Genomic DNA, 17,161 nt, shown 5'->3' on the forward strand with positions numbered 1-17,161 from the left:
TATCCACATGTGGATAACAACCCCGGAATAGTATAACAAATTTATTGTATATATGCGATACCAATTATATGAAACTACGGTTTATTATGCTTTCATCAATGACAGGATGTAGGAGAAGAAAGCATCATGATCTACATCATGAACCAATTGAATTTCCTTCCCATTTTTATCCTCATATGTACGTCCTTGTGATGGACCAAAAGCCTCTACACTGACATGAACAGGCTGTTTTTTAACTAAGGAACTATTACCGACAGAAGCCGTCGTTAGTACATCCCACAGGTAATACGTTGAATTTGTTTCAAAGTGAACGAGCGGCGGTACAGCAGCATAGCTTTGACCGACAAAATCCACACCTTCATGCTTGCGGTTGCGTGCCCATTCTTCGCGGATATCCACAGTAAGAGGAACTTGATTTGTACTCTCCAATGCCACCATATCAATTAGTATGTCACTTTTCCAAACGGTGTCCATCGCTTCCGGATCCCAGAAGGCATTCCATTCAGCTGTTCCATCATGTTCTGGTTCTTCAACATTCCCGGTTGGAAGCAAAGTGCCGCCCATCCATACGAGCTTCTCGATATGCTGTACAATCGACGGATCCATCTCTATTGCTCGCGCCAAATCAGTCAGCGGTCCGATGAAAATAAGAGTCGTTTTCTCTTCTTGAGCTTTCAATTTATCTATGATGTCCAGGTGGGCAGGTTTTTCTGCAACCTTTGTGCGCACTGGAAGATGTTCATTCAAAATTGGCAAAGCATCAACAAAGAAGGCATGCATTCGCCAGTCCTTAGGAAATGGATTTTTACCTCGGGAAGTAGATGCAGCAATTTCGAGTGTGTCCGGATTACCGAAGCGATCATTGATTTTTCGGCTTGCTGACAGTGCAGGCTCCAAATAGCAATCTGCAGGAATAACAGAACAGCCAATGAGGCGAACATTCTCCATTTTTAGTAAGAGATATAGCGAAATCAAATCATCAACTCCGCCATCATGATTCAAATAGACGTTTTTCATTTTATGACTCCCTTTCTTCTATGCTGTCTGACTTTCTTACTATATCATAGAAAGAGAGAGTCAATTTTGAGTATTCGCACAAAAAAAGGAGAGGTTTGGATGAAGCTAGTAGCTTATAAAGTTGGCAGAGACCTTAATCCGTATCGAATCGGAAGCAGAGTGGAAGGGCGTATTATCGACTTGCAGGAAGCATACCGGCGCTATTTGCTGTCAGAGAGTGAAATAGATTTGGCAATGACCGTCGAGAGTTTGCTCCCAGCCGATCCGAATGCTTTCTACAGTATGGGTCCTCACGCAATGAAGCGTGCATTCCGTGCGGAAGCATTTGCTCTTGCGGAAGGGCTGGAGGAGGTCCAGTATAGAGCAGAAGAAATCATACTCGGACCACCTGTGCCGAAGCCTGGGAAGATCATTTGTGTAGGTTTGAATTATAAAGATCATATTGAAGAAATGGGACGGGAACTGCCAGAGTATCCAGTTCTTTTCGGTAAGTTCGCAAATGCGGTATGTGCACATGATCAAGGTGTATACCATTCCAAGCTGACTGAGAAATTGGATTATGAAGGAGAACTCGCAGTAGTAATTGGGAGAAGAGCGCAAGAGGTAACAGAGAGTGAGGCAATGGACTACATAGCAGGGTATACTGTTGCCAATGATGTGTCGGCACGTGACTTGCAGCGCCGTACTCCGCAATTCCTACAAGGAAAGACTTTAGATCGCAGTGCTCCGATGGGCCCGCATCTTGTCACAGCGGAAGAAATCGATGACGTATCCAATCTTGCGATTCGTACGTTTGTAAATGGCGAAAAACGACAGGATTCCAGTACAAAACATCTGATTTTCTCTGTACCTCATTTGGTTTCTTTCATATCAGGCATCATGACGTTGGAACCAGGAGATATCATCATGACAGGAACACCGAATGGCGTCGGCTTCGCGATGGATCCACCACAGTTTTTAAAAAACGGAGATGTTGTTGAAATTGAGATTGAAGAAATCGGTCAGCTTCGAAACAAGATCATTCCGAAGCCATCCCGAATCTAATAGAAAAGAGGCTGGGACATAAGTGTTTTAGCTAGATGAAAACCCGAACTATATTACAAATCTTCATTCGAAGGTTTGCATAAGTTCGGGTTTTTAATTCGTACATTATACTAGCATAGGCAGAACACGGAGACTCCAACGGGAACAGCGCGAGCAGAAGACCTCGCAGTGGTGAACTTTCCACGAGGAGGCTGAGGCCGTGCCCGTGGAAAGCGGAGTGTTCTGCCGAAGCGGCGCTCAAGAATAATATACGGTTTTAAGGACTGAATTTATAGTTATGTTCCAGCCTCTTCTTATTTGTTGCTGATTTCCACAGGCAAGCCATTACTCAGGAATACATCCCGCATTGCCTTTTTCGCTTCTTCGGCGTCTTCACCATATATCTCCAAGCGGAAGAAATCAGACGTCAGTACACTATTGGAGAGCCCGAGCATACTTTTGGCATCTACCACTTTATTATCCATTACTAATACAATACTTGATTTGAACTGGTTTGCAGTTTGATTAATATCTACTGCAGCATGGATAAGTGTTTTCTTTGATCGCATATATCATTCTCCTTTATCTCCATTTGCCATACCAAATTTTACATCAGTAGCAAAAAAGTGCAAGATTAACTTATTGATAGCGCTTACAACGTTTCTTGATAGCAGTATAACATACTGTACAGCTAGTGCAATGATTTTAATAAGTATATGCAAGAAAGCGCACAGCAGTTGCGTTTCCTCTATTATAGATATTCGAAGTCAGTTCATCTTATCGAGCTGAAGTTTTTAGCAATCAGCTGTCCTTCTTTAAAAATCAACTCCTAATCTTTTATAAAAATTTTATTTTCACATGTTCTCCTCCCTAAGATTAATAGATATATCTATATAGTTGTATCTGATGATAAGAGAAATTTCCCTAAAAAGTCATAGTATATAAAGCTTGTAATGTTGAGGTCGGAAGAGGGATTGGTTAGTTTATAATTTTTACCTTACCTATTGAATAAAAATACATACTAAAGTATAATTACTAACTAATTCGTACTTGTTTATAGGAGGTTACGTTCGTGAAAGTCGCAATAATAGGCGGTACAGGTTATGGTGCGGTAGAATTACTCAGGCTTTTGCATATACATCCATATGCAGAAGTGAAAGCAATTATATCCCATTCTAATGCGGGGAACTCATTGACAGCATTGTATCCGCATACGGATGGGTTTGTAGAAGGAACTATGGAAACCTTTGATATTTCAGTCTTGAAGGAGAAAGTGGACTTTGCATTTTTTGCTGCTCCTCCTGGGGTAAGCAGAGATCTTCTTCCGGAGCTTGCAGAAGCAGGTATCCGCTGTGTGGATTTAGCTGGTGATTTCCGCTTGAAGGATCCAGCAGTATACAAGGAATGGTATAAGCTGGACGCTGCATCAGCTGATTTGTTGGATAAAGCGGTTTACGGACTGCCTGAGCTGAATGGCGAAGAGATTGCGGGAGCTGCTTTTGTTGCTAATCCTGGTTGTTATCCGACAGCTACATTGCTCGGTCTGCTGCCGGCAGTACATAATGGTCTGATTGATCCATCTTCCATCATCATCGATGCCAAATCAGGTCTTTCTGGAGCTGGTAAGTCTTTAAGTGCTATAACGCATTATAGTGAGATAAATGAAAATGTAAAAGCTTATAAGTTGGGAGCGCATAAGCACATCCCAGAGATAGAACAGATTTTAGCAGGAGTAGGTGGTTCGCAGCAGGCTGTTACCTTTTCCACGCAGCTTGTTCCGATGACGAGGGGAATTCTCGCAACCATTTATGCAGATCTTAAAACGGACTTATCAGAAGCTGAATTATTAGAATCATATGAAAATTACTATCATTCACATCCATTTGTGCGTATCAGATCACAAGGAGAATGGCCAGCAACAAAGGAAGTAGCTACTAGTAATTTCTGTGATATCGGATTGCATGTGGATAAGCGGACAAACAGGCTGACTATCGTATCGGTTATCGACAACTTGGTAAAAGGAGCGGCAGGCCAAGCCATCCAAAATATGAATATCATGCAAGGCTGGGAGCAGACTGCAGGATTGTGGATGCTACCGGTTTATCCATAAAGGAGAGGGATCAAATGATAAAGACAGAACAGGCGATATATACAGTTATTGAAAACGGCAATATCACCAGTCCAAACGGATTCCAGGCTGGCGGTGTCTCAATTGGTCTCCGCAAGCATAACAAGCTTGATATGGGATGGGTCTATTCAGAAGTTCCAGCAGCCGCTGCTGGAGTATACACATTGAATTCTTTTCGGGCAGCTCCGCTTCTTGTTACAGAAGAAAGTATTCAGCAAGAGGGGAAGCTGCAGGCAATTGTAGTAAATAGCGCCAACGCGAATGCATGTACAGGAGATGAGGGTTTGGCTAATGCTTATGCGATGCGCAAAGCTTTCTCGGATCAGCTCGGAATTCAAGTACAGCATGCGGCAGTAGCATCAACTGGACTGATTGGCGTTCAGCTGCCGATGGATAAGATAATGTCGGGGATTCATTCGATTTCTGGAGAAGGCAAAGCGGAGGATTTCGCTCAAGCTATTCTTACAACAGATACATGTACAAAGCAGCTTGCAGTCAGCGTAGAAATTGATGGCGTACCAATTACAATAGGCGGAGCGGCAAAAGGATCTGGCATGATACATCCGAATATGGCCACTATGCTAGCCTTTGTGACAACGGACGCCGTCATTCCCGCTGATGTGCTCGAGAATCAGCTGCGGAAGACGACGGATAAATCTTACAATATGATCACAGTAGATGGAGATACGAGCACTAATGATATGGTGCTTGTGCTTGCAAACGGAAAAGCAGGCAACAAGGAGCTAAACCCAAATCATCCGGAGTGGGAGAAATTCTGTACTGCTTTCCAGTATGTTTCACAGGAATTAGCCAAGAAAATCGCCCGTGACGGGGAAGGTGCGACAAAGCTAGTTGAAGTTTGTGTAAAGCAGGCGCAATCATCAGACGAGGCACGAAAAATCGGGAAAGCGGTAGTAGCTTCCAGCTTGGTGAAAGCGGCAGTATATGGAGCAGATCCGAATTGGGGCCGAATCATTACAGCAGCCGGTTATAGCGGTGCATCCTTCTCGCCGGATAAAATCTCGGTTTGGCTCGGAGATGTATTGGTCGTACAGGAAGGGACTCCCGTATTATTTGATGAGATGGAAGCTAGTGAATACTTGAAGCGGGATAACGTTGTGATCACGATCGATTTGCAGGAAGGAACTGGGGAAGCGACTGCCTGGGGCTGTGATCTGTCATACGATTACGTCAAAATCAATGCTTCTTACCGGACGTGAAGGGGGCAGCGAAATGAAATTTCTTATTATAAAATGCGGCGGCAGTATTATCGACCAGCTGCCGGATAATTTCTATGATAATATCGCTGCTATTCAAAAGCAGGGTGATTGGAAGCCTGTCATCGTCCATGGAGGCGGTAAGCTGATCAATGAGCTGCTGGAACAAACCGGGGTGAAGACGGAATTCGTCGATGGTCTGCGAGTGACTACCGAAGAGGTTCTGGATGTTGTTGAGATGGCGCTTAGCGGAGCTGTGAATAAGTTTCTTGTCCGGAAGCTGATGAGCAGAACGGATGCATATGGTGTCAGCGGTCTGGACGGTAAGCTGCTATACGCAGAACCTGTTATAAATGCAGATAAACTCGGACTTGTCGGTAATGTGACAGAAGTGAATACGGCACTTATCGAGCAGATTGTCTCACAAGACAACATCCCGGTTATTTCCCCGCTTGCTGGCGGTGAGGGTAATTCGCGATTTAACATCAATGCCGATCTGGCGGCATCAGCTATCGCGCGAGCCTTGAATGCGGAGCTGTGCTTCATAAGTGACATCCCAGGCATTTATCGGCAAGTGCATGGGCAGAAGCAGATGCTCACGAACGTAACAGACAGTGAATTGAAGCAAATGATGGCTGAAGGGTTGATTAAAGATGGTATGATCCCGAAAGTCCGGGCAGCACTAGAAGCTTTAGAGCATGGAGCTGGAAAAGTCACGATCGTCAACGGGCTATCTGATGACAGTTTGCTGCAGTTAGTGGAAGGGAAAGTCGCAGGTACTACCATAACATTATCGGAGGAGGCACATCATGTCTGAAACACATGCAGCAATATCTTCTGTTATGCCGACTTACAGCAGATTCCCGATCTCTATCGCAAAAGGAGAAGGGAGCTATGTCTGGGATGCTGACGGTAAGCAATACCTGGATTATACCGCAGGAATCGCTACTTGCAATTTAGGTCACGCCCCTGCAACAGTCAAGGAAGCTGTCAAAGAACAGCTGGATACCCTTTGGCATTGTTCCAACCTATATCGTATACCGGTGCAAGAGCAATTAGCGGAGCTTTTGACTGCCCATACATTCGCCGATCAAGTATTCTTCGCCAATAGTGGTGCAGAGGCTAATGAAGCGGCAATCAAGCTGGCACGCAGCTACGCTCAGAAGGTGAAAGGAACGACTGGCTTTGAGGTGGTTACTTTCAGTCAATCGTTCCACGGCCGGACATTAGCTACGTTAGCCGCAACGGGTCAGGAAAAGATCCAGAAGTATTTCGCGCCGCTGACAAAAGGTTTCCGCCATCTTCCTTATAATGATATGGAAGCACTTGATGAGCTGATTGGTCCGGATACATGCGGCGTATTATTAGAGCTTGTTCAAGGAGAAGGCGGCGTCATTCCGGCTGATCCTGCATGGGTGAAGGAAGTAGAACGTCTTTGTAAGGAGCATGATGTACTGTTTATGCTGGATGAAGTACAAACTGGAGTCGGTCGTACCGGCACGCTTTATGCTTATGAGCAGTACGAGCTAGAACCGGAAGTGCTGACAACCGCAAAAGGACTGGCTTCAGGTATTCCGATTGGGGCTATGCTGGCAACGGGTAAAGCAGCGGCGGCATTTGAAGCTGGCAGTCATGGCAGCACTTTCGGAGGCAATCCGGTAGCAGCAGCGGCCGGCAAGTCGACATTGGAAGTAATTGCGAATCCTCAATTTCTGATTGAAGTACAAGAGACTTCTGACTATTTCCGTAGTGAGCTGGAGAACCTCGCAGCTGCTTCAAGTGCATTTACTGATGTGCGTGGAAAAGGACTGCTGCTTGGTCTTGGTACAACAGGAAAAGCAATTGACCTTGTCAATCAGGCACGGGAACTAGGCTTGCTCGTGCTAGTAGCTGGAGAACATGTACTTCGGATTTTGCCACCACTAAACACGAATAAAGCGGAAGTTGATTTCTGTATTGAAACATTGAAACAGATTGCGGGTGAATAAAGCTTCTCTTCGCTCATACAATACATACGATTCCATTCATTTGGAATCGTATTTTTTTGTCAGAATTCCTGTTGTAGAAACAAGATACAATCGTTAAGATAGAAGAATATTAGGAGGTTAGTCATGGCCGTACATTATCTAGAAAAAATCAAAGCTTTCCAGCAGCAGAATGAAAACAGATATCGGATCGTCATTTCCTGTCCTGATCAGCCGGGGATTGTTGCAGCGGTTTCCGAGTTTCTTTATAAACAGCAAGCAAATATTATGGAATCAAATCAATACACAACAGATCCTGATGGAGGAAGCTTCTTCCTTCGGATTGAATTCGAGTGCCAGCAAGACGGCAATACACAGCAGCAGCTGGAGCACGGCTTCCAGCAAATAGCGGAGCATTTTCAAATGGAGTGGCAGCTTGTGCGCGTGCGGGATCTGAAGAAATTAGCACTCTTCGTCTCCAAAGAGCTGCATTGCTTGCAGGAGATTCTTTGGGAATATGAAAGCGGACATCTCATGGCTGATCTTTCTGTGATTGTCAGCAATCATGAAGACGCTCGGGAACTGGCGGATTCCTACAATATACCTTTCCATCATATCCCTGCAAACAAAGATATCCGTCAGCAAGCAGAACGTCAGCAGCTTGAGCTATTGGAACAATACAATATCGATACTGTCATTCTTGCAAGATACATGCAGATTCTGACGCCTGGTTTCTTAGAAAATTATAAAAATAACATCATTAATATTCATCATAGCTTCCTCCCAGCCTTCATTGGCGCAAAACCATATGAGCGCGCCTTTGATCGCGGTGTGAAATTAATCGGTGCAACAAGTCATTACGTTACTTCAGATTTGGATGAAGGTCCAATCATCGAACAGGACATTCATCGGGTCAACCACAAGGATAAAGCGGAAGACTTGAAACGTGTAGGTCGTCTTGTCGAACGCAGTGTGCTTATGCGGGCAATTAAATGGCATGTAGATGATCGGGTAATTGTTTTCGGCAATAAAACGATCGTATTTTAAAGGGGGACTAGCTATGTCACAGCCGAGAATAACTATAATTGGCAGCCTCAATATGGATTTGACAGCCACATCTAATAAACGCCCTGCAGCAGGAGAGACGATACTTGGTGAACGTTTCGAGACGTTTCCTGGCGGCAAGGGTGCCAATCAAGCCGTAGCTGCAGCGCGGCTTGGAGCGGATGTTACAATGATCGGGATGGTCGGTAAGGATCCTTTCGGGAATGAATTAATGCAAGTTCTCCGTCGGGAAGGTGTAGAGACAGAGCACGTTGGAAGAGCCGATACGTCATCTGGTGTTGCTGTCATTCAAGTAGTGGATGGAGATAACAGCATTACAGTCATTCCAGGAGCCAACTTTCACCTTACGCCGGATTATATCGAGACAAAACTAGAAGTAATCCAAAATAGCGATATCGTCCTCATCCAGCTTGAAGTTCCGTTAGAGACTGTAGCGGCAGCGGCGAAGTGCTGTAAAGAAGTAAATGTGCCTTACATACTGAATCCAGCACCAGCACAATCACTTCCTGAAGAAATTATCAATCAGGCTGCTTACATCACACCGAATGAATCCGAAGCGGCGATTCTATTTGAGGATACAAATAAAGCTTTACAGGAGTTCCCCGACAAACTTGTCATTACAAAAGGTGAGGAAGGCGTTATTTACAGTGGAGGCCATGTTGCAGCATTCCCTGTGTCTGCAGTCGACACGACAGGTGCAGGTGACACATTCAATGCAGCACTGGGACTGAAGCTGGCAACTGGCAGTTCGCTGTCAGAAGCTTGCAGCTATGCAAACGCAGCAGCCGCCTTGCAAATCGGATCACACGGTGCACAGGCCGGAATGCCAACGAATGCTGAGGTCATCGCCTTTATGAGACAAAATTAAGAAAATCCTTTATAATAAGAAACGCTTGTGCAAAAAAGCAACAAGGAGGAATACAAAATGGCAGGAAGAAATCCTGAAGAAATGGAAGACGTAACATTGCTTGGCAACCAAAACAATGTCTACGATTTCGATTACAAACCTGAGGTTCTAGAAACCTTTGATAATAAACACACATACCGTGATTATTTCGTGAAATTCAACTGTCCGGAATTCACGACGCTATGTCCAATTACGAACCAGCCTGATTTCGGTACGGTTTACATCAGCTATATCCCGGATGAAAAAATGGTGGAAAGTAAATCGCTGAAGCTGTATCTATTCAGCTTCCGTAACCATGGAGACTTCCATGAAGACTGCATCAACATCATCCTGAATGACCTGAAAGAACTGATGAACCCACGCTACATCGAAGTATGGGGCAAGTTCACACCGCGCGGCGGAATAAGCATCGATCCATACGTCAACTACGGCCGTCCAGGCACGAAGTATGAGCAAATGGCAGATCATCGTATGATGAACCATGATATGTATCCGGAGAAAGTGGATAATAGATAAAGAAGGAAAGGCATCTCTTGAGGGAGATGCCTTTCTTGTGCCTGGGAGATTAAGAGGATATCTTAACGCCTGAAACTAAATCATTGATTACGAAATAATAATAACCAGTTATTTATAATATTGTATTACTATTATTATTACTGTTTGTGTGATTTTTAATGTCCGTTTTAGCATCTTCTATACTTCTGCGAGTGTTTTTCGTAGGTGTATTCCGCTGGTTTTTTGTCACCAGTAATGCAATTAAAACAACGACAGCCAGGATGCCGAATAATAGTAAAAGTATCATAGCGGTACACCTCTTCTTTTAATTCAATGCTAAATATACATCTATTATACAGTGTATGTTTGAGTACTCTAAAATTTAAAGAGAATATTGGGCAAACCGCTTAGAATAATAAACGCTAGTGAAGCCATACGGCGACACTAGCGTTTATTTTTATTATTCCGTTTCCGCAACCTTCACTAACTGTTTACCAAGATTCTCACCCTTAAACAATCCAAGAAAAGCATCCGGCACATTTTCAAAACCATCAACTACATTTTCTTCAAAGGTAAGTTTTTCTTGGCTGAACCATTCAGACAGCTGCTTCTTACCTTCAGCGAACTTGTCGCTGTAGTCAGCTACGATAAAGCCCTGCATTTTAGCTTTCGATTTAACGAGATAGCCGTGTACACGAGGTCCTTGATCTTCTTTCTTATTATAAGAAGAGATGCTGCCGCAGAGTGGAATGCGAGCGTGCGCGTTAAGCAGTGGGTAAACTGCGTCAGACACGGGTCCGCCTACATTGTCGAAGTAAACATCGACGCCGTCTGGGCATGCTTTTTCCAATGCTTCTGCTACGTTGTCTTCCTTGTAGTTGATTACTTCATCCGCACCGAGTGTGTTTTTCACATAATCAAGTTTTTTCGGGGAGCCGGCGATACCGACAACACGTGCACCGAGGATTTTAGCGATTTGGACAACGGTGGAACCGACGGCACCAGCTGCGCCTGAAACAACAACTGTTTCACCCGATTTTGGTTCACCGATATCAGTCAAACCGAAGTATGCTGTAAGACCAGGCATTCCCATCACACCTAATGCAGTGGAAATCGGTCCGAGCTCTGGATCGACTTTTTGCAGATTCTCAGGATTCGCTGCATTATAACGAGCCCAAGGAAGGTTTCCGAGTACATAGTCACCTTTTTGGAATTGATCTGATTTCGATTCAGTCACTTGGCCGACAACACCGCCTGCAATAGGAGCGTCCAGTTCATATGGTGGTACATAAGATTTCGTGTCGTTCATTCGACCGCGCATATATGGATCGACACTGATATAGATGCTTTTGATTAGCACTTGTCCTTCTTCAAGTTCTGGTATTTCTGTCTCGACAAAGCGGAAGTTCTCCTCTGTTGGAGTGCCTTCCGGACGTTTAGCTAATTGGATTTCTTCATTTTTCGCCATATGCGTCATCTCCTTTTAGGTAATAGGGCAATTGTAAGACGGAAAAACTGCTCATACAACTCTTTTGCTTATAGCGTTTCATGAGAACAGCAAGGGGAATAGTATGTACATAAAAAACGCAAAGGAGTTTTTAGCATGCCATGGACGATGGACGATTATCCTGCTTCGCTTAAAAATCTGGACAAGCCAGTAAAAAAGAAAGCCATAGAAATTGCCAATGCGATGGTGGATGAAGGCTACGACGAGGGCAGAGCTATTCCCATTGCAACCAATCAGGCGAAAGAATGGAAGTCGAATGCTTCTGAAAAGGAAGTAAAGGACTTTCTGAAGAACGATGATCCGACAAAACGTGACTCAAATGCTTCTCACAGTAATCCGGATTTGATCGATAATGCAGAAGAAGTTGTTCCGCATGATGATGGCTGGGCGGTACAATCAAAAGGATCAAAACGGCCGTCACAGGTCTTCGATAACAAACAGGATGCAATCAAAAGAGCGAAAGAGATTGCAGATAATAAAGGGTCAGAGACGATTATTCATAAAGAAGATGGTTCTGTTCAGAAGCGTTCTTAACCTTGAGCTGTATCACTTGTGATACAGCTCTTTTTGTATGTCTGCCTTATCTGTTTGCTAGGATAATGCTTTATTTATTCCTAGAAAAGCTTATAATGGGGAAAGCAAGACCATAATGAAGAAAAGGTGGATCATTTCCATGAGAGGTTTAACCAAATGCATAGCGGCTTGTTTCGCCGTTGCTTTGATGTTCAGCTTTGCCTTTTCCGATGTTGTATCCGCAAGTACAGGAAAGAACACGGATAGTATCAATGAAAAATTCGGCTTGCCGATTGTTGTAGTTGGAGATTCATTATCAGAAGCACAAAAAGAACAGGTCAGAGAAGACCTAGGTGTTACAAATACGGATAATATAGAAGAAATTCCGGTTACAGCTGATGATATCGTGAAATACATAAATGGGGATGCTAATTCCAGAATGTATTCTTCAGCGATGATCACTAGAGAAGATGAAGGGCATGGGCTGGATGTCCAAATCGTTACACCTGACAATATCACGCAGGTAACAGTAGATATGTACAAAAATGCTTTGCTGACAGCTGGTATTGAAGATGCAACAGTAGATGTAGCTTCCCCGGTAAAGGTTAGCGGGCATTCCGCTTTGACAGGCATTTACAAAGCGTACGATACAGCTGATGGAAACCTGGATCCGGAGCGGACAGAGGTAGCTAATGACGAGTTGGATTTGGCTACAGATCTTGCGCAGAAGGAAGGCTTGGATAACGAAAAAGTTACCCAGCTCTTAACAGATATCAAACAGCAAATTGCCGAGCAGAATCCTGCAACGCGTGAAGATGTCGAGCAGATCGTAACAGATCAGCTGAGCAAGCTGGAAATCAGCCTAAGTGATGAAGATCGTCAGCTGCTTATCGATCTTTTCGATAAGATGCGCGAGTTGGATATTAATTTCGATGGCGTAAAATCGCAGCTTGATGACATCGCTACTACAATCCAGGACAAGATAGATGAAGTAGCTGGAAATGATGGTTTTTGGCAAAGTGTGAAGGATTTCTTCAAGTCAATAGGTGATTTCTTCAAAAATCTGTTCTAGACTTCGTAATAAATCTATTTAAATAGGAGAGATACGATGCGTAACATCATTCAAACTGACAAAGCACCACAAGCTATCGGACCTTATTCTCAAGCCGTGGAAACTGCTGGAACGGTCTATATTTCCGGTCAGATTCCATTGGATCCGGCAACAGGAGAGATGGCAGGAACAATCGAAGAACAGACAGACCAGGTAATGAAGAATCTGTCCGCTATTTTAGAGGAAGCGGGATTGTCATTTGACCAAGTTGTCAAGACTACGATCTTCCTTACATCCTTAGACGACTTTGCGGCAGTGAATGAAGTATACGGACGTCATTTGTCCGAGCCATTCCCTGCACGTGCAACAGTGGAGATTTCCAAACTGCCTAAAGGGGCAAATGTTGAAATCGAAGCAATTGCTGTACGAAGCTTTAATATGTAAGAAAAAAAGATTGCCGATTTGTTCGGCAATCTTTTTTAAATGGAAGAGGTTCGTGTTTTTGCACGAGCATTCCGGATGTGAGCAGTGAGTAAGGTAATGCCGCAAATAATGAGCAGCGCGCTTGTCATATAAAAAACAGCTGAGAAGCCGAAGTAACCGGCCATCATGCCGCCAAGTATCGGACCGATGAAGTTTCCGAGGAAGCGAAGACTGTTGTTATATCCAAGTACTTCTCCTTGCATCGTAAGCGGAGCCGCTTGCCGAATGTAGGCAACTCGTAAAGGAATGATTCCGCCAATCGCCATGCCGAGGAGCAGGCGAATGCCGGCGAGTTCCCATACGGAGCCTACTAGAGCGCCGGGTATATAAACGATACCCGCAGCAAAAATAAGTCCGATCAGAATCTTAACATACCCAATACGGTCGCCAAGCTTTCCCCAAGTCCTTGTCATAAGCAGATTTCCGAGACCAGCCGCTGAAAAGGCAATACCAGAATAGAATGCTATATTCTCGGGTCCGTGCAGCTCTTGTACATATAAAGAAAGTATCGGCTGGACACTGAAATTGGCAATCTGAATCAATGAGCTTAAGATGAGTACGACTAACAATATCGGGTCTCGCAGAATGTGTGCCAGCACTTCCTTTGAGGTATAGTGTGACTTTTCGCCTTTTTGAACCTTGACCGGATATTCCTTTGTGCCGAAAGTGACCAAAATGGCAGAGGTGAAGACACTTATTGATACAAGCAGGAAAGTGCCGTGGAAGCCGATACTGTCTGCAAGTATGCCGCCAATCAGCGGGCCGAAAAGCATACCAGTGATACTGCCGGTCTGTAAGGTGCCAAGTACTCGCCCAGCAATGTGACTAGGCGTCTGAGTCGAAATGAATGCTTGGGATATTCCAATGAAACCAGTAAAAATCCCCATGAACACACGAAGCATGAATAGCTGCCAAACATTTTCGGTGAATCCGAGCAGGAGAATGGAAACCCCCATGCCGAAGGAAGATATGATCAGAATCAACTTTCGTCCATGCCGGTCGCCGAGTTTACCCCAGAATGGCGAGCAGATGAATGCGGTAACAAAAGTTACCCCGAAAATGATACCTGACCAACTCTGAACCTCCTGTTCAGATAAGGTGCCGAATGATGAAATATATAAGGACAGAAATGGCATGATCATACTCAGGCTCGCCGAGATGAAAAAGTTGGCGAACCACATGATAAACAAATTACGCTTTGCGAGCTGTTCGTCTGTCATGAATGAAAAACACTTCTTTCGCGTTAATATTTCGATTCCCTAACTAATTATACACACGAATAGAAAGGATATGCAAAGGGATAGCTTGGAAATGACAGGATAGAGAAGAATTGCAGGGGAACAATGAACATGGTAAAATAGAGGATGTTCTGCTAATATAACATAATTTAGCAAACCATTTAAAATTATACATTATTTATATATAAATGTCAATTGTTTTGGAGGGACGCCGCTATGACAGAAGATGAAAAGGATTTGAAGGACGAACAAGCCCGTGTGGCCAGCGTCCAAGAGACGATCGAAAAGAAACGGGAAAAAACAGCAGGTTTGATACAAGGTCTGCGGGAAAAAGTCATCGATCTGCGTAAGAACTTCTGGGAGGATGTAACGGTAAACCTGGATGAAGCGGATGATGTGAATGAAACACAGGCTAGCTTGAAGCAGCAAGCAGAGCTTCTAGGTGAACGAGAGCGGACACATCAGCAGATTCACAATGAAGTGAAGACGCTGGATCGGCTGCAGCGCAACCCTTACTTTGGTCGTATCGATTTCAGGGAAGAGGGTGCTGAGAGCGACGAAGAAATATATGTCGGCCTAGCGAGTCTGATGGATGAGAAAGAAGAGGATTTCCTTATCTATGATTGGCGTGCGCCAATCTCTAGCATGTACTATGACTTCTCGCCTGGCGGTGCTTCGTATGAAACGATTGAAGGTAAAATACAAGGAGATATGACACTTAAACGCCAGTTCATCATCCGTAACGGAAAGCTTGAAGCTTTGTTCGATACTGGAGTGACGATCGGCGATAGCCTGCTGCAGTACGTGCTAGGCGGTAATGCCAGTACAGAGATGAAAAGTATCGTAGCTACGATTCAGAAGGAGCAGAATCAGATCATCCGCAATGAGTCAGCAGCTAATCTCATTGTACAAGGAGCGGCAGGCAGCGGAAAAACATCGGCTGCACTGCAGCGTGTGGCATACTTGCTTTATCATTATCGTGACCGCATCACAGCTGAGAATATTGTACTGTTGTCGCCGAACCCGCTGTTCAATAGCTATGTCTCCAATGTGTTGCCAGAGCTTGGCGAAGATAATATGAAGCAAGCCACTTTTTATGCTCATATGGATGCTCAGCTGGAAGGCAGAGAGACAATCGAGACACCATTCGAACAAATGGAATATATGCTGCTTGCTTCCGGAGAGGAAAAAGAGCAGCGGTTGGCTGGGATTCAATATAAAGCAAGTCTTGATTTTAAACGGTATATCGATGACAAGCTGGATGAATTCAAGCAAGCTGGGCTTATCTTCAAAGATGTCAGCTTCCGTAAACAGCGTATCGTGAGCAAACAGGAAATTCAGTCCTATTTCTATAGTCTATCCAATACTTTACCTATCTCAAATCGAGCAGAGCTGACGGCAGCTTGGATCGTAGAAAAGCTGCAGCTTTGGGGTGAGTGGGAAACAAGGAAAGATTGGGTGCGGGAAGAAGTAGAGCTGATGGAGAAGGAAGACTATGTCCAAGCCTTTTCCGAGCTTCAAAAGAAAGACCGCACAGAAACGGATGACTTTGAGGAAAACAAACAAGAAGAAGAGATTCTTCGCAAGTGGGTTGTCGAACGGAAGCTTCGCCCGTTGATTAAGAAAGTGCGCAAGCATGCCTTCATCAATGTGAAAAAGTCTTACCTGCGTATGCTGACAGCCGAAAGACGACCGGAAATGCCAGCATCATGGACGGAACTTTATGAAACAACTAAGCAAAATCTCATTCGCAAGTACATGAATTGGGAAGATGTAACGCCATTTGTCTATTTCCGTGATAAGGTACTTGGTGATCGTTCAGATAAAACAATTCGGTATGTGCTTATTGATGAAGCGCAGGATTATTCTGCTTTCCAATTCGCTTATTTACAGCAGGCCTTCCCTAATGCAAGAATGACATTGCTTGGTGATATCAACCAAGCGATACAGGCGCATGCTCTGACTGGGGAAAACGTACTCTCTGGTAATACAGCCGACAGTCATCGAATCGAGCTTTGGCGCAGCTATCGTTCGACAAGACAGATAGTCGACTTCACGAAGGAGCTCCTGGATCACGCTAAGCAAATTCAGCCATTCAACCGGGATGGAGATTTGCCGACGCTGACCAAAGCGAGTGATGATACGGAAAGACGCCGACTAGTCCTGGAGAAAATCCGCTCTTTGCAGGAATCAGGCTATGAAACAATTGCTGTTATCGCTAAGACAAGCAAAGAGAGCAAAGTAGCACATGACTGGATCAAGGAAGAAATGGAAGCTGATCTGATTACAGAGACGACTTCCCAATACAAAAAAGGTTTATCGGTTATCCCAGCTTATTTGGCCAAAGGTATCGAATTCGATGCGGTTATACTGTACGATGTTTCTGATGAGGCGTATGGCCATGAATCGGAGCGCACCTTGCTTTATACAGCATGTACACGTGCGATGCATGAATTGCATATGTACAGTGTCGGTAATTTGAGCCCGTTTATTGAAGCAGCTGCAGATAATACCTATAAAAGTTATTAAAAAAACAGGAATCCACGACGGATT

At 44.3% G+C, this 17,161-nt stretch carries 17 protein-coding genes; 12 read left to right on the top strand and 5 right to left on the bottom strand.

Features of this window, described 5'->3' with window-relative positions; all coding sequences use genetic code 11:
- Positions 1-84 precede the first annotated feature (84 nt).
- Positions 85-1,017 carry a nucleoside hydrolase gene (locus tag GZ22_RS14020; RefSeq protein WP_038563753.1) on the bottom strand — a complete coding sequence of 311 codons (933 nt, stop codon included), beginning with the start codon at positions 1,015-1,017 and terminating at the stop codon, positions 85-87.
- 99 nt (positions 1,018-1,116) lie between these two features.
- Between GZ22_RS14020 and GZ22_RS14025 the strand changes: the two genes are divergently transcribed.
- Complete coding sequence (locus GZ22_RS14025; RefSeq protein ID WP_038563756.1) at positions 1,117-2,061, top strand: fumarylacetoacetate hydrolase family protein; 945 nt, start codon at positions 1,117-1,119, stop codon at positions 2,059-2,061.
- 293 nt (positions 2,062-2,354) lie between these two features.
- Here GZ22_RS14025 and GZ22_RS14030 read toward each other — a convergent pair whose 3' ends face one another.
- Positions 2,355-2,609 carry an HPr family phosphocarrier protein gene (locus GZ22_RS14030; protein WP_038563758.1) on the bottom strand — a complete coding sequence of 85 codons (255 nt, stop codon included), beginning with the start codon at positions 2,607-2,609 and terminating at the stop codon, positions 2,355-2,357.
- 503 nt (positions 2,610-3,112) lie between these two features.
- Here GZ22_RS14030 and argC point away from each other — a divergent pair.
- The 7 genes from argC (at position 3,113) to queF (ending at position 9,837) form a co-directional block, all read left to right on the top strand.
- Complete coding sequence (gene argC, locus GZ22_RS14035) at positions 3,113-4,150, top strand: N-acetyl-gamma-glutamyl-phosphate reductase (RefSeq protein ID WP_038563761.1); 1,038 nt, start codon at positions 3,113-3,115, stop codon at positions 4,148-4,150.
- A gap of 14 nt (positions 4,151-4,164) precedes the next feature.
- On the top strand, positions 4,165-5,388 hold the full coding sequence (argJ, locus tag GZ22_RS14040; RefSeq protein ID WP_038563764.1) for a bifunctional glutamate N-acetyltransferase/amino-acid acetyltransferase ArgJ: 1,224 nt from the start codon (positions 4,165-4,167) through the stop codon (positions 5,386-5,388).
- 13 nt (positions 5,389-5,401) lie between these two features.
- A complete protein-coding gene (argB, locus tag GZ22_RS14045; RefSeq protein WP_038563767.1) occupies positions 5,402-6,202 on the top strand; it encodes an acetylglutamate kinase in 801 nt (266 codons plus the stop codon).
- Positions 6,195-7,373 carry an acetylornithine transaminase gene (locus GZ22_RS14050; protein WP_038563770.1) on the top strand — a complete coding sequence of 393 codons (1,179 nt, stop codon included), beginning with the start codon at positions 6,195-6,197 and terminating at the stop codon, positions 7,371-7,373. The genes argB and GZ22_RS14050 overlap by 8 nt, the downstream gene beginning before the upstream one ends.
- Before the next feature lie 123 nt (positions 7,374-7,496).
- The gene (purU, locus tag GZ22_RS14055; protein ID WP_038563774.1) at positions 7,497-8,396 is read left to right on the top strand and encodes a formyltetrahydrofolate deformylase; all 900 of its coding nucleotides are present in this window, start codon (positions 7,497-7,499) and stop codon (positions 8,394-8,396) included.
- A 13-nt stretch (positions 8,397-8,409) separates the two neighbouring features.
- Positions 8,410-9,282, top strand: a complete 873-nt coding sequence (gene rbsK, locus GZ22_RS14060; RefSeq protein WP_038563777.1) for a ribokinase — start codon at positions 8,410-8,412, stop codon at positions 9,280-9,282.
- A gap of 57 nt (positions 9,283-9,339) precedes the next feature.
- Complete coding sequence (gene queF, locus GZ22_RS14065; RefSeq protein WP_038563780.1) at positions 9,340-9,837, top strand: preQ(1) synthase; 498 nt, start codon at positions 9,340-9,342, stop codon at positions 9,835-9,837.
- Positions 9,838-9,949: 112 nt separating this feature from the next.
- Here the strand turns inward: queF and GZ22_RS18640 are convergent, their stop codons facing one another.
- Together GZ22_RS18640 and GZ22_RS14070 are read right to left on the bottom strand one after the other, a co-directional pair.
- Positions 9,950-10,123 (bottom strand): hypothetical protein, encoded by a 174-nt coding sequence (locus GZ22_RS18640; protein WP_164072089.1) that lies wholly within the window; start codon positions 10,121-10,123, stop codon positions 9,950-9,952.
- 153 nt (positions 10,124-10,276) lie between these two features.
- On the bottom strand, positions 10,277-11,293 hold the full coding sequence (locus GZ22_RS14070) for an NADP-dependent oxidoreductase (RefSeq protein WP_038563783.1): 1,017 nt from the start codon (positions 11,291-11,293) through the stop codon (positions 10,277-10,279).
- 126 nt (positions 11,294-11,419) lie between these two features.
- Between GZ22_RS14070 and GZ22_RS14075 the strand changes: the two genes are divergently transcribed.
- The 3 genes from GZ22_RS14075 to GZ22_RS14085 all read left to right on the top strand — a co-directional run bounded on the left by GZ22_RS14075 (position 11,420) and on the right by GZ22_RS14085 (position 13,331).
- Positions 11,420-11,857, top strand: coding sequence for a DUF2188 domain-containing protein (locus GZ22_RS14075; RefSeq protein WP_038563786.1), 438 nt, complete (start codon positions 11,420-11,422; stop codon positions 11,855-11,857).
- A gap of 139 nt (positions 11,858-11,996) precedes the next feature.
- The gene (locus tag GZ22_RS14080; protein WP_038563789.1) at positions 11,997-12,908 is read left to right on the top strand and encodes a DUF1002 domain-containing protein; all 912 of its coding nucleotides are present in this window, start codon (positions 11,997-11,999) and stop codon (positions 12,906-12,908) included.
- A 36-nt stretch (positions 12,909-12,944) separates the two neighbouring features.
- Positions 12,945-13,331, top strand: coding sequence for a RidA family protein (locus GZ22_RS14085; protein ID WP_038563793.1), 387 nt, complete (start codon positions 12,945-12,947; stop codon positions 13,329-13,331).
- Between the two features lie 35 nt (positions 13,332-13,366).
- Here GZ22_RS14085 and GZ22_RS14090 read toward each other — a convergent pair whose 3' ends face one another.
- Positions 13,367-14,590: an MFS transporter gene (locus GZ22_RS14090; RefSeq protein ID WP_038563796.1), complete on the bottom strand. Its 1,224-nt coding sequence runs from the start codon at positions 14,588-14,590 to the stop codon at positions 13,367-13,369.
- 234 nt (positions 14,591-14,824) lie between these two features.
- On the opposite strand from GZ22_RS14090, the gene helD reads away from it, so the two are divergent.
- Complete coding sequence (gene helD / locus GZ22_RS14095; RefSeq protein ID WP_038563800.1) at positions 14,825-17,137, top strand: RNA polymerase recycling motor HelD; 2,313 nt, start codon at positions 14,825-14,827, stop codon at positions 17,135-17,137.
- Positions 17,138-17,161: the final 24 nt, after the last annotated feature.

Source organism: Terribacillus saccharophilus, assembly GCF_000725365.1.
Classification (GTDB): Bacteria; Bacillota; Bacilli; order Bacillales; family Amphibacillaceae; genus Terribacillus; species Terribacillus saccharophilus.